The 12,857-nt window shown below is 64.1% G+C and carries 14 protein-coding genes; 8 read left to right on the forward strand and 6 right to left on the reverse strand.

Annotated elements, in window-relative coordinates:
• Window position 1: 1 nt before the first annotated feature.
• A complete protein-coding gene (locus HU738_RS09265) occupies window positions 2-913 on the reverse strand; it encodes a LysR family transcriptional regulator (protein WP_186603432.1) in 912 nt (303 codons plus the stop codon).
• 129 nt (window positions 914-1,042) lie between these two features.
• On the opposite strand from HU738_RS09265, the gene HU738_RS09270 reads away from it, so the two are divergent.
• Genes HU738_RS09270 through HU738_RS09285 form a run of 4 tightly spaced genes read left to right on the forward strand, consistent with a single transcriptional unit; the run spans window position 1,043 to window position 4,715 of the window.
• Window positions 1,043-2,329: an MFS transporter gene (locus tag HU738_RS09270; protein WP_186603431.1), complete on the forward strand. Its 1,287-nt coding sequence runs from the start codon at window positions 1,043-1,045 to the stop codon at window positions 2,327-2,329.
• Between the two features lie 9 nt (window positions 2,330-2,338).
• Window positions 2,339-3,118: a 5-oxoprolinase subunit PxpA gene (locus tag HU738_RS09275; protein ID WP_186603430.1), complete on the forward strand. Its 780-nt coding sequence runs from the start codon at window positions 2,339-2,341 to the stop codon at window positions 3,116-3,118.
• The gene (gene pxpB / locus HU738_RS09280) at window positions 3,115-3,801 is read left to right on the forward strand and encodes a 5-oxoprolinase subunit PxpB (protein ID WP_186603429.1); all 687 of its coding nucleotides are present in this window, start codon (window positions 3,115-3,117) and stop codon (window positions 3,799-3,801) included. Before HU738_RS09275 ends, pxpB begins: the two co-directional genes overlap by 4 nt.
• Entirely contained in the window at window positions 3,798-4,715 is a 918-nt protein-coding gene (locus HU738_RS09285) for a 5-oxoprolinase subunit C family protein (RefSeq protein WP_186603428.1), read from the forward strand. The genes pxpB and HU738_RS09285 overlap by 4 nt, the downstream gene beginning before the upstream one ends.
• A 52-nt stretch (window positions 4,716-4,767) precedes the next feature.
• On the opposite strand, the gene HU738_RS09290 is transcribed toward HU738_RS09285, so the two are convergent.
• The 3 genes from HU738_RS09290 to HU738_RS09300 form a co-directional block, all read right to left on the reverse strand.
• A complete protein-coding gene (locus tag HU738_RS09290) occupies window positions 4,768-5,946 on the reverse strand; it encodes a vWA domain-containing protein (RefSeq protein ID WP_186603427.1) in 1,179 nt (392 codons plus the stop codon).
• Window positions 5,947-5,959: 13 nt separating this feature from the next.
• Window positions 5,960-6,805, reverse strand: a complete 846-nt coding sequence (locus HU738_RS09295; protein WP_054883962.1) for an AAA family ATPase — start codon at window positions 6,803-6,805, stop codon at window positions 5,960-5,962.
• Between the two features lie 110 nt (window positions 6,806-6,915).
• Window positions 6,916-7,989: a DUF748 domain-containing protein gene (locus HU738_RS09300; RefSeq protein ID WP_186603426.1), complete on the reverse strand. Its 1,074-nt coding sequence runs from the start codon at window positions 7,987-7,989 to the stop codon at window positions 6,916-6,918.
• Between the two features lie 133 nt (window positions 7,990-8,122).
• On the opposite strand from HU738_RS09300, the gene cysK reads away from it, so the two are divergent.
• From cysK to HU738_RS09320, 4 genes are all read left to right on the forward strand, one after another.
• The gene (gene cysK / locus HU738_RS09305; RefSeq protein ID WP_054883960.1) at window positions 8,123-9,097 is read left to right on the forward strand and encodes a cysteine synthase A; all 975 of its coding nucleotides are present in this window, start codon (window positions 8,123-8,125) and stop codon (window positions 9,095-9,097) included.
• 172 nt (window positions 9,098-9,269) lie between these two features.
• A complete protein-coding gene (locus HU738_RS09310; protein WP_186603425.1) occupies window positions 9,270-10,205 on the forward strand; it encodes an aspartyl/asparaginyl beta-hydroxylase domain-containing protein in 936 nt (311 codons plus the stop codon).
• 113 nt (window positions 10,206-10,318) lie between these two features.
• Window positions 10,319-10,483: a hypothetical protein gene (locus HU738_RS09315; RefSeq protein ID WP_186603424.1), complete on the forward strand. Its 165-nt coding sequence runs from the start codon at window positions 10,319-10,321 to the stop codon at window positions 10,481-10,483.
• Between the two features lie 116 nt (window positions 10,484-10,599).
• The gene (locus HU738_RS09320) at window positions 10,600-11,481 is read left to right on the forward strand and encodes a DMT family transporter (protein ID WP_186603423.1); all 882 of its coding nucleotides are present in this window, start codon (window positions 10,600-10,602) and stop codon (window positions 11,479-11,481) included.
• Between the two features lie 3 nt (window positions 11,482-11,484).
• Here HU738_RS09320 and HU738_RS09325 read toward each other — a convergent pair whose 3' ends face one another.
• Complete coding sequence (locus tag HU738_RS09325; protein ID WP_186603422.1) at window positions 11,485-11,943, reverse strand: DUF4265 domain-containing protein; 459 nt, start codon at window positions 11,941-11,943, stop codon at window positions 11,485-11,487.
• A gap of 13 nt (window positions 11,944-11,956) precedes the next feature.
• Complete coding sequence (locus HU738_RS09330) at window positions 11,957-12,832, reverse strand: DMT family transporter (protein WP_186603421.1); 876 nt, start codon at window positions 12,830-12,832, stop codon at window positions 11,957-11,959.
• Window positions 12,833-12,857 lie beyond the last annotated feature (25 nt).

The raw sequence follows: 12,857 nt of genomic DNA on the forward strand, positions 1-12,857 counted from the left end.
TTCAGACCAGCACAATCCGCTGCCCACCCACATCCCGCGCATAGCGCTGCAGCACCTGCCGGCACACGCCGACCACCTCATCGACCAATGCCACCCCGGTCTGCCAGGCCACCACCAACTCCAGGCTCGGCGGTGGCTGCAATCCCTCCAGCAGCACCAGCTCACCCCGGCTCAATTCGGCATCGACCAACGCCGGTGGCAAGGCACCAATGCCGAACCCGTCACGCAACAACCGGGTAATCGCCGCCACCGAGTTCACGCAGTTCAACCGCGGCGTCTCGGCACCGGCACTGTGCAGCAGGCTGAGCAGCTCCTGGTGCGGCCGGGAGTTCCTGGAAAAGGTCACGATGCGCTCGCGGCCCAGCTCAGTGAGCGAGGCGAAGTCGCGGTGGTACACGGAGCCGGCCGCCACCACCCAACCCATCGGGTAGCGCGCCAGGTCCTGGCTGCGGATCGATTGCTCGCGCAGCAGGTCGGTCTGCACGATCACGTCGAGAAAGCCCTTCTGCAACTGCTCGCGCAGGTTCAGTGCGGTGTCGGCGACCAGTTCGATCTCCACCTGCGGGTAGCGCTCGGTCAATTCCGCTACCAGCGCGCTCATCCAGGTGTGGATCACCGTGTCCATCACCCCGATGCGAATGTGCCCGACCTTCGTCCGATCGCTGTCGAGCGACTGCTTCATCGCTTTGGCCGTGTCGAGCATGCGCTCGGCGTACTCCAGCACTTTGCTGCCTTCCGGCGTCAGGCTGACCCCGCGGGAGTCGCGCAGCAGCAGCTTCACGCCAAGGTCGGCCTCCAGCGCGGCGATGCGGCTGGACACCGAGGCCTGGGTGGTGAACAGCTTCTCCGCAGTCAGGCGGAAGCTCTTGAGCCGAGCGACCCAGACGAAGGTTTCGAGGAAGCGAAGGTTCATGATCAGTTTTTCTTGTTCCAGACCGGCGGTTTTTCTCGTTGGACTCAGGCAGCACGGCCTCTGAACATGACGCCCAGGCCGCGACGCCCGACGTCGCCCGTAAAACAATACCAACAAGCCGAGGCAAGCATGAACCCAAGCGGCGTGCAGCAGCAGGTGCAATCCCCCCCTTCGACCGGGCCGTTCGCCTGGTACCGCGACATCGACCACCAGCAGCGGCGCACATTCTGGAGCTGCAAGATCGGCTATGGCCTGGACGGCATGGACACCCAGATGCTCAGTTTCGTCATCCCGACCCTGATCATGCTGTGGGGCATCAGCACTGCCGAAGCCGGGCTGATCCACACCAGCACGCTGATTGCCTCGGCCATCGGTGGCTGGGTCGCCGGCATCCTCTCCGACCGCATCGGCCGCGTGCGCACCTTGCAATTGACGGTGCTGTGGTTCGCCTTTTTCACCTTCCTCTGCGGCTTTGCCCAGAACTACGACCAGCTGCTGATCGCCCGCACGTTGATGGGCTTTGGTTTCGGCGGCGAGTGGACCGCTGGCGCCGTGCTGATCGGTGAGGTCATCCGGGCCCAGGACCGTGGCAAGGCAGTGGGCATGGTGCAGTCGGGCTGGGCGCTGGGTTGGGGGCTGACAGCGGTCCTGTATGCGCTGCTATTCTCCTGGCTGCCGGCCGAGCAGGCCTGGCGTGCGCTGTTCCTGCTGGGGCTGGTGCCAGCGATCTTCGTGATCTTCGTCCGTCGCCTGGTCAAGGACCCGGAGGTCTATCGCCAGGCCAAGGCCGAGGAAAAAGCCGAGGCGCCCTCGCATTTCTACGAGATCTTCGCCCCCGGCATGCTCTGGACCACCGTGCGCGCCTCGCTGCTGACCACTGGCGCTTTGGGTGGCTACTACGCCATCACCTCGTGGCTGCCGACGTTCCTCAAGAACGAGCGCGGCCTGAGCGTGCTCGGCACGGGCGGCTACCTGGCGATGGTGATCGTCGGGTCCTACATCGGTTATGTGGTCAGCGCGTACCTGTCCGACCTGCTGGGGCGCAAGAAGAACTTCATCCTGTTCGCGGTGGGCTCGTTCATCATCGTGCTGCTGTATACGCAGATGCCAGTCAGTGACGGCGTGATGCTGTGGCTCGGGTTCCCGCTGGGCTTCTTTGCTTCGGGCATCTTCAGTGGCATGGGCGCGTTTCTGACCGAACTGTTCCCGACCCGGGTGCGGGGTTCGGGGCAGGGCTTCTGCTACAACGTCGGCAAGGTCATCGCTGCACTGTTCCCGCTGCTGATCGGCATGCTCGGCGAAAAGATCCCTTTGGGCCTGGGTATCGGCGTGTTCTCTGCGGTGTCTTATGGGGTGGTGATCGTGGCGGCGCTGAGCCTGCCGGAAACCCGCGGCAAACAACTCCAGGCGCGCTAAGGTAGGCCTATGAACATCGACACGGGAGCACGTCAGGTGAAACCCCTGCTACTCAATTGCGACATGGGCGAAAGTTACGGCAGCTGGCACATGGGCCTGGATGCCGAAGTGATGCCTTATATCGACTGCGCCAACATCGCCTGCGGCTACCACGCCGGCGACCCGGGCATCATGCGCCGCACCGTGGCCATGGCGCTGGAGCACGGCGTGACCGTCGGCGCGCACCCGGCCTATCCGGACCTGGTCGGCTTCGGCCGCCGCTCCATGGCCTGCAGCCCGGAAGAAATCCGCGATCTGCTGCATTACCAGATCGGTGCCCTGGACGGCATCTGCAAGGTGCTCGGCGGCCGCGTGGCCTATGTGAAGCCCCACGGCGCGTTGTACAACGACATGATGGCCGACCCGCTCAAGCTGCGCACCGTGCTGGAAGCCGTGGCGGCCTATGGCAGCGGCCTGCCGCTGATGCTCATGGCCACCGCCGACAACCGCGCGGCTCAGGCGCTGGGCGATGAAGTCGGCGTGCCGCTGTGGTTCGAAGCCTTTGCCGATCGCGCCTACACCGCCAGTGGTCACCTGGTGTCGCGGCGCCTGCCGGGCGCGGTGCACCATGACCCGGCACAGGTGGTCGAGCAGGCTTTGCGCCTGGCCCGCGGCGAAGCGCTGGTGGCGGCGGACGGCAGTGCGCTGAAACTGTTGGCCAGCACCCTCTGCGTGCATGGCGACAACGACAGTTCGGTAGCCGCCGTGCGGCAGATCCGTCAGGCCCTCGATGCGCTGGAGGCGCGATGAAGCTGCGTATCGAAGTCGTGGCCATCGACAGCCTGATGGTGCGCCTGTTCGACCGTATCGACGAAGCCAACATGCCGTGGATGCTTGCCGCCAGCCAGCGCCTCAGTGCGGCGTTCGGCAAACACCTGGTGGATCTGGTGCCGTCCTACACCACGCTGATGGTGCAGTTCGATCTACCGCCGCGTGAAGCGCGGGCGCTGATCAGCCAGGCGCTGGACGGGCTGCAGCCGGACCCTGGCAGCGGTGGCCGGCAGCATGAAATCCCGGTGTGGTACGACGCCAGCGTCGGCCCGGAGCTGCCCGTGCTGGCAGCGCGCAGCGGGCTGAGCGAAGCCGAGGTGATCCGCCTGCACAGCGAACGCGAGTACCCGGTATTTGCCCTTGGCTTCGCCCCCGGCTTCGGCTTCATGGGGCTGGTCGACGAACGTCTGGCCAGCCCGAGGCTGAGCACCCCGCGCAAGCGCGTGGCGGCGGGCAGCGTGGGCATTGCCGAACGCCAGACGGCGGCTTACCCCGCGGTATCGCCGGGCGGCTGGAACCTGATCGGGCGCACACCGGTGCGCCTGTTCGACCGCGAACGCGAGGGCTACAGCCTGCTGCAACCGGGCGACCGGGTGCGCTTCGTGGCGGTGTCGCGTGACGAGTTCCTGGCCCTGGGCGGCGATGTGGAGGCGCAAGGATGACGCGGTTGAAGATCGAAGCCAGTACTGCCCTGTGCCAAATGCAGGATGACGGGCGTTTTGGCGTGCGCCACCTGGGCGTGACCCAGGGCGGGGCGCTGGATTGGGTGGCGATGCATTGGGCCAACTGGCTGCTGGGCAACCCGCTGGGTGCGCCGGTGGTCGAGGTGGCGCTGGGTGGCTTTGCGCTGGTGGCCGAGCAGGATTGTGTGCTGGCGCTGGCCGGGGCTGACCTGGATGCACGGGTGGATGAGCAGCCACTGCTGCCATGGCGCAGCTTCGTGCTGGCCAAAGGGCAGCGCTTGACCCTGAAGCAGCCAAAGCAAGGAGTACGGGTGTACCTGGCCGCCCCGGGCGGGTTCCAGGGTGAAGATGTGCTGGGCAGCTGTGCCACGGTGGTGCGCGAGGGGCTGGGTGGTATCGATGGACGGGGTTCAGCACTTGGCAAAGGGCAAACGCTCACTTTTGCCGGTGGTTTGCCGGCTTTGCGTGAGGTGCCGGCGGCCATGTGCCCGCGCTACGTGGCAAAACCTGTGCTCGACCTGGTGATGGGTGCGCAGATCGGTGATTTCAGCGGGACCAGCCTGTTTGAAGCGTTCAACCGTGACTGGACGCTGGACAGCCGGGCCGATCGCATGGGGATCCGTTTGCTGGGGCCAGAGCTGGTCTACCAGGGGGCGCCAATGATTTCCGAAGGGATTCCGTTGGGGGCGGTGCAGGTGCCGCCGGATGGGCAGCCGATCGTGCTGCTCAATGATCGGCAGACCATTGGCGGCTATCCGCGGCTGGGGGCGTTGACGCCGTTGGCGTTGGCCCAGCTGGCGCAGTGCATGCCAGGTGCAGTGGTGCGATTCAGGGCCGTGGTGCAGGAGGAGGCCTGGCGGGAGCAGCAGGCATTTCTGGGGCGTTGGTTGTAAGGCTACCGGCCCTTTCGCGGGAAAGACCGCGAAAGGGCCGGGCCTGGCAACCTCATTTGGACAGGTAACGCATCCCGTCTTCCAACCCCTGCAAGGTCAGCGGATACATCTTGTCCTCGATCAGATCTCGCACCAGATGGGTCGAAGCGGTGTAGTCCCAGGCCTGCTTGGGATACGGGTTGATCCAGATGATCTTCCTGAATTTCTCCATGAAGCGCTGCATCCACACATACCCGGCTTCTTCGTTCCAGTGCTCGACGCTGCCCCCTGGTTGGGTGATCTCGTACGGCGCCATGGCCGCATCACCGACGAACACCACTTTGTAGTCATCGCCGTACTTGTGCAGCAGGTCGAAGGTGGAGAAGCGCTCGGAGGTGCGGCGCAGGTTGTTCTTCCACACCGATTCGTACACGAAGTTGTGGAAGTAGTAGTACTCCAGGTGCTTGAACTCGGTCTTGCAGGCTGAGAACAGCTCTTCGCAGACCTTGACGTGGGCGTCCATCGAACCGCCGATGTCGAACAGCAACAGCAGTTTCACCGTGTTGCGCCGTTCCGGGCGCATCTGGATGTTCAGCAGGCCGGCGTCACGGGCGGTGTGGTCGATGGTGCCGTCGATGTCGAGCTCTTCGGCGGCACCTTCGCGGGCGAACTTGCGCAGGCGGCGCAGGGCCAGCTTGATGTTGCGCGTACCCAGCTCGACCTGATCGTCGAGGTTCTTGTACTCGCGCTGGTCCCAGACCTTGACCGCCTTGCCCTGGCGCTTGCCGGCCTCGCCGACGCGGATGCCTTCGGGGTTGAAGCCGCCCGAGCCGAACGGGCTGGTGCCACCGGTGCCGATCCATTTGTTGCCACCGGCGTGGCGTTCCTTCTGCTCTTCGAGGCGCTTCTTGAATTCCTCGATGAGTTTGTCCAGGCCGCCCAGCGACTGGATCTGTGCGCGTTCCTCGTCGGTCAGCGAGCGCTCGAATTCCTTGCGCAGCCATTCATCGGGAATCAGCGCCTCAATGTGCCGGTCGAGGTTTTCCAGGCCCTTGAAGTAGGCGGCGAACGCGCGGTCGAACTTGTCGAAGTGGCGCTCGTCCTTTACCAGGATGGCACGGGCCAGATAGTAGAAGGCGTCCATGTCGGCGAACACCACGCCTTTTTGCAGGGCGTGATGCAGGTCGAGCAGTTCGCGCACCGAAACCGGTACCTTGGCCGCACGCATTTCATTGAACAGGTTGAGCAGCATGGCCCGGCTCCTGTCAGCGGTTGCCGCGCCGGCTCATGAAGGCCAGGCGCTCGAGCAGTTGCACGTCCTGCTCGTTCTTCACCAGGGCGCCGGCCAGCGGCGGGATGGCCTTGGTCGGGTCGCGTTCGCGCAGCACGGCTTCGCCGATGTTGTCGGCCATCAGCAGCTTGAGCCAGTCGACAAGTTCGGAAGTGGAGGGCTTTTTCTTCAGGCCCGGCACCTTGCGTACATCGAAGAACACGTCCAGTGCCTCGCTGACCAGCGACTGGCTGATGTTCGGGTAGTGCACGTCGACGATCTGCTGCAGGGTGCTGCGGTCAGGGAAGGCGATGTAGTGGAAGAAGCAGCGGCGCAGGAAGGCGTCGGGCAGCTCCTTTTCGTTGTTGGAGGTGATGATGATGATCGGGCGCTGCTTGGCCTTGATGGTCTCGTCGATTTCGTAGACGTAGAACTCCATCTTGTCGAGTTCCTGCAGCAGGTCGTTGGGGAACTCGATGTCGGCCTTGTCGATCTCGTCGATCAGCAGGATTACCCGCTCGTCGGCCTCGAAGGCCTCCCACAGCTTGCCTTTCTTCAGGTAATTGCGCACGTCGTGGACCTTGTCCACACCCAGCTGCGAGTCGCGCAGGCGGCTGACCGCGTCGTACTCGTAGAGGCCTTGGTGGGCCTTGGTGGTGGACTTGATGTGCCAGGTGATCAGGCGTGCGCCGAACGAGGCCGCGAGTTGCTCGGCGAGCATGGTCTTGCCGGTGCCGGGCTCGCCCTTGACCAGCAGCGGGCGTTCGAGGGTGATGGCCGCGTTCACCGCCAGTTTCAGGTCGTCTGTGGCGACGTAGTCGCGGGTGCCTTCGAACTTCATGGGTCTGTCCTCTGCAGGGTGCCTATAGTTTGCCAACGACTATAACGCGGGCCCAGGCAGCTGGAAACGCAGACCGGGTATTCAGTCCCTGAATGGCCCGTCACGAAAAATCAGTCAGTCTTGGGTGGGGGTTGTTCATAACGTGCATTGAACGCCTCGATGAAACCGTTGCGCAGTATCTGCAAGAACGCCTCGAAACCACTGATGTTCTGCTGGTGCACACTGCCGCTGAGCTCGACGCGGGTGGCGAACTGGTTTTTCGGCTGGTTCTTCAACACGGTCTCGGTGGCACCTACCACCGCTTCCCAGACCGAGCGGAAAAACCCTTTGTCCTTTTCCTCCACGTCCTGCTGCCAGTCGAATACATCGACATCGCGCAGCAGCGGCTTGATGTAGCCATTGAGCCTGCCATTCTCGGCCTGGGCCTCGATCACGACATCCCCGTGCCCGGCATTGAAATCGAACTTGCCGTAGGCGCTGGCGAAGTCATTGAGCCGGCGCAATTCGATGCCGGTGGCACGCAGCCGGAACTCGAAATCATCGAAATCGCTGAACGGGTCGAAGGTGGCGCGGCTTTCCACCTTGGCGTCCCCGGCGATCAGCGCAGTCCCGTCGAAACTGGCATCGCGTCGGCCTTTTTCGTCGCGCACATTGGTCAGGTTGCGGATATCGGCGTTCAGCTGCGTGGCTTTCAGGTCGACCCGTGGCGTGGAGTTGAAATTGCGAAAGGTCAAGGTACCGTTTTCGACGTGCACCTCGTTCAGGGTGATGGGCAGCAGCTTGTCCAGCTGCTGGCGCCAATCGGTGCCCTGACCCGTCTGCGAGGCCTGTTTGCTGCCGCCGTCGACAAAGTTGAGCACGGGGCGGGCGAACGCCACCTTGGCCACCACGGCTTTGTCATAGATCAGCGAATGCCAGCTCACCGACAGGTCGATCAACGGTGCCTCCAGGAACGGAACCGGCACCTTGCCGCTGGTCTTGACGATTTTCAGGCCGTTGATCTGATAGGCGCCGCGCCACCAGGCCAGGTCGACATCCGTGACCTGGCCACGGTATTCGCCCATGTCGGCCAGTTTGTCGTTGAGGTAGTCGCGCACCAGGTAGGGCAGGGCAACATGCAGTGCCACCAATAGCACGACCAAGCTGGCCAGGCCGATCAACGGCCAGCGATAGCGAGCTTTCATCGCAGGGTTCTCCAAAGCCGGTCGAGCGGTTGACCACGCCGCGCCTGGCTTGGTTCGAACGGGCTTTACGGGGTGCCGGGGCAGGCTTACCCTTGAGGTCTTTCCCTGCTCTTTTCATGTCAAGGACCCTGCCATGAGCCGTATCTACGCAGACAACGCCCATTCCATCGGCAATACGCCGCTGGTACAGATCAACCGCATCGCCCCGCGCGGGGTGACGATCCTGGCCAAGATCGAAGGGCGCAACCCGGGCTACTCGGTCAAGTGCCGGATCGGCGCGAACATGGTCTGGGATGCCGAGAGCAGCGGCAAACTCAAGCCGGGCATGACCATCGTCGAGCCGACTTCGGGCAACACCGGTATCGGCCTGGCGTTCGTCGCCGCCGCCCGTGGCTACAAGCTGATCCTGACCATGCCAGCCTCGATGAGCCTGGAGCGCCGCAAGGTGCTCAAGGCGCTGGGTGCAGAGCTGGTGCTGACCGAGCCGGCCAAGGGCATGAAGGGCGCCATCGAGAAGGCCAACGAAATCGTGGCGTCCGACCCTGCCCGGTACTTCCTGCCGGGCCAGTTCGACAACCCGGCCAACCCGGCGATCCACGAGAAGACCACCGGGCCGGAGATCTGGAACGACACCGACGGCGCCGTCGACGTGCTGGTTGCCGGCGTGGGTACCGGTGGCACCATTACCGGCGTGTCGCGCTACATCAAGCACACCCAGGGCAAGTCGATCCTGTCGGTGGCAGTGGAACCTGTGGCTTCGCCGCTGATCAGCCAGACCCTGGCCGGTGAAGAGCTCAAGCCCAGCCCGCACAAGATCCAAGGCATCGGCGCCGGTTTCGTGCCGAAAAACCTCGACCTGTCGATTGTCGACCAGGTCGAGACCGTGACGGATGAGGAGTCCAAAGCCATGGCCATTCGCCTGATGCAGGAAGAAGGCATCCTCTGCGGTATTTCCTGTGGCGCGGCGATGGCAGCCGCGGTGCGTCTGGCCGAAAAACCGGAGATGCAAGGTAAGACCATCGTCGTAATCCTGCCCGACTCGGGCGAGCGCTACCTGTCCAGCATGCTGTTCAGCGACCTGTTCAGCGAGCAGGAAAACCAGCAGTAATCGGCCCTGCCGCTGACCCGGCGCAACATTCGGCGGCCTGGTTCATTGCAAAATCTTCATGAGTGAGATCCCGCCCGGGTTGTTTTTACCAGGGCGGGATGGGTTTATGATGGCCGGATGATTTTTCTGGGAGCTGGCAGCGCTGGCCTGCTCCCACTCCAAGGAGTGTTGCATGACCTTTTCCTTCCTCGCCAAGGCAGGTGTGCTGCTGGTGTTCTTCGGCAGCGTGCTGTACGTGCATCTGCGCGGCAAGGCGCGCCTGCCAGTACTGCGCCAGTTCGTCAACCATTCGGCGCTGTTCGCACCTTATAACAGCTTGATGTACCTGTTCTCCGGGGTGCCGTCCAAGCCCTACCTGGACCGCCAGCGCTTCCCGGAGCTGGATGTGCTCAAGGACAACTGGCAGGTGATCCGCGAGGAGGCCATGCGCCTGTTCGACGAGGGCTACATCCGTGCCGCCGAGAAGGACAACGACGCCGGCTTCGGGTCGTTCTTCAAGAAGGGCTGGAAGCGCTTCTACCTGAAGTGGTACGACAAGCCGCTGCCGTCTGCCCAAGCCCTGTGCCCGAAAACCGTCGAGCTGGTCAGTAGCATTCCCAACGTCAAGGGGGCGATGTTCGCCCTGCTGCCCGGTGGCAGCCACCTGAACCCGCACCGCGACCCGTTTGCCGGTTCGCTGCGCTACCACCTGGGCCTGTCGACCCCCAACTCCGACGCCTGCCGCATCTACGTCGATGGTGAGGAATATGCCTGGCGTGACGGCGAGGACGTGATGTTCGACGAGACTTACGTGCACTGGGTCAAGAACGAAACCGACGTGACTCGGGTGATCCTGTTCTGCGATATCGAGCGCCCGTTGAGCAGCCCGCTGATGACCCGCATCAACCGCAAGGTCAGTGCCTTCCTCGGCCGCGCCACCGCGCCGCAGAACACCGATGACGAGCGTGTCGGCGGGATCAACCAGGCGTATGCCTGGAGCAAGCGCTTCAGCAACAGGATCAGCAGCCGCATGAAGCAGTTCAAGCGCGCCAACCCCAAGGCCTATCGCATCCTGCGGCCGGTGCTGGCGGTGGTGGTGGCTTACTTCCTGTACCGCTGGTTGTTCTGATAGCAGGGCGGGCCTCTTCGCGGGTAAACCCGCGAAGAGGCCCGCCCTGCTATTGCTCATCCTCTGATTCACCGCTATATTCCGAACCACGTCTGTTCCCTGAAGACCCGATCATGCCAGCCATCCCTTCCACCACAAGCTTTGCCCTCGCGCCAGTCGCGGGCATGGTCGTGCGTGGCAGCCAGCAGCCGGTCATGATCAGTCACTACCCACCACCACCTGTCAGTGGCGTCGTAGGCGGCGTAGCTCCGCCTCCTTGCGTGGTCGTACTGGGCTGATCGGCTTCTGGCCGCATCCCTTCGCACCCGCAACCTACTGAACACGGTCGGCACCTTCCCTAGCTGAAGTTCACGCCCGCCGTCTGGCTTATTTGCCTTACATCAGGTGGCAATACATGTCTGTCTTCAACAAAGCATCCGTGGCCTCGGCGGCCACCACCAGCCTGTTCGTCCTGCTCTGGAGCAGTGGCGCGATCGTTTCCAAACTCGGCCTGGCCCATGCCAGCCCCTTCGCCTTCCTGTTGCTGCGCTCGGCGCTGGCCCTGGCCGGCCTGCTGCTGATCGGCCCGTTGCTCGGCCTGCGCTGGCCGCGTACACGTGGGTCGATCTTGCGTGCCCTGGGCACTGGCTGCGTGCTGCTCGGCGCCTACCAGATCTTCTACCTGCTGGCGCTTAACACCCATGTCACCCCCGGCGTGATGGCCACGGTGATGGGCGTGCAACCGATCCTCACCGTGGTGCTGATGGAGCGCCAGCGCTCATGGAGCCGCTTGTTCGGCCTGGGCCTGGGGCTGGGTGGGCTGGTGATGGTGGTCTATCAGGGCATCAACCTCGGCGGGGTGTCGCTGCTCGGCATGCTGTTCGCGTTGCTGGCCCTGGCCAGCATGACCTTCGGCTCGATCCTGCAGAAGCGCATCACCGACAACCCGATGGGCACTATGCCGTTGCAGTACATGGCCGGGTTCGCCCTGTGCGCCGTATTCGCGCCGCTGCAGCCGCTGAACGTGGAGTGGACCGGTGGTTTCGTCGGTGCGCTGCTGTGGATGGGGCTGGTGGTGTCGCTGCTGGCCACCCTGCTGCTGTATCGGCTGATCGCCAAGGGGAACCTGGTCAACGTCACCAGCCTGTTCTACCTGGTGCCGGCAGTGACAGCAGTGATGGACTTGCTGATCTTCGGCAATCGCCTGGCGCCCTTGAGCCTGCTGGGCATGGGGTTGATCGTGGTCGGCCTGCTGTTCGTGTTCCGCAAACCGGCGGCGCGGCTGGCCGAGGCGTAAGGCCTAGCGGAACTCTTCGGGAATGGCGTGGCGCAACACGCCTTCCTCGAAGTCCAGGGTGCCGGCTTCGCGCTGGGTCAGCAGGTAGTAGAGCAGGGTGTCGGCCGATAGCCTTTCCGGCACTTCGACAGCTAGCATCCTCACCGCTTTTTCCACCTCGCAGGTGCAGCCGAACTCGGTCAGGGCCGCGTACACCTGCTCCACGGTTTCCGGTGGCCTGACGACGACCCGGAACACCGACGTCCCGGCGCTTTGCTGCAAGGCGTCGAACCAGGCCTGGTCGCCCTCGTGGCGAATGCTGATGATGTCGCCGGGGGCGATTCCATAGACGTGGAAGGGAATGCTGTCGACCCGATAGCCCCCTGCGACCGACCGTGTCCACAAGCCTTCCACCGAGGCTGGCGGGTAACCGCTTGCGTCCTGTTCCAGGCGGAACAGCACCTTCTTGACTGTGTTGCTCATGGTCCGGATCGCCTCACGTGCGCGCCGGCCGCAGCACCAGCCACAGCGCCACGCCAATCAGCATGCCGCCGTACAGGTGCGCCATCGACAGCGGCTCGTCCAGCAGCCAAGCGCCCCACAGCACACCGAACACCGGGATGAGGAAGGTCACCGTACTGGCCTTGACCGGGCCGATCTCGGCCAGCAGGCGGAAGTACAGGATGTAGGCGAAGGCGGTGCACAGCAGGCCCAGGCCCAGCAGCGACAGCCAGACCTGCCAGCCGCCCCAGCTCGCCGGTGGCTGGGTCAGGGCGCTCCAGGCGAACAGCGGGCTCAGCATCAAGGTGGCGCCGAGCATGCTGCCCAGGGCCGACAGGCGGCTGTCCAGGCCGCTGATCCAGCGCCGGGCGAGGAAACCGGCGAAGCCGTAGCAGGTGGTGGCAGCCAGGCAGGCCAGGGCGCCTTGCACCAGGGCCATGTCCAGGGCGACCGGGCCGGCGCCGCTGAGAATGCCGACCCCGAACAGGCCGAGGAAAATGCCGCCCAGCTTGGGCAGGGTCATGGCTTCGCGGAAGAACAGCGCGCCGATCAACACCCCCATCAGCGGAGTGGTGGCGTTGAAGATGGCCGAATAGCCAGCGGGCAGTACTTGTGCGGCCACGGAATAGAAGGTAGCGGGTATCCCCGAGTTGATCATGCCCAGCACCAGGCTGGCGCCGAGCTTGCCATCGAAGTTCCAGCGCACCCGGGTGGCGGCGAGGATGGCGATCAGGCCCAGGCAGGCGATGGCGACGCGGAAGAACGCCGTGGGCAGGGTGCCTAGCTCCGGGGCGATGATGCGCATGAACAGGAAGCTCGCCCCCCAGACAGCGGCAAGGGTCAGCAGGCGGGCTAGGGCGATGGGGCTCACAGCGGTCTCCGGGTACAGGGCAGGG

This window comes from Pseudomonas vlassakiae (assembly GCF_014269035.2).
Taxonomy (GTDB): Bacteria; Pseudomonadota; Gammaproteobacteria; order Pseudomonadales; family Pseudomonadaceae; genus Aquipseudomonas; species Aquipseudomonas vlassakiae.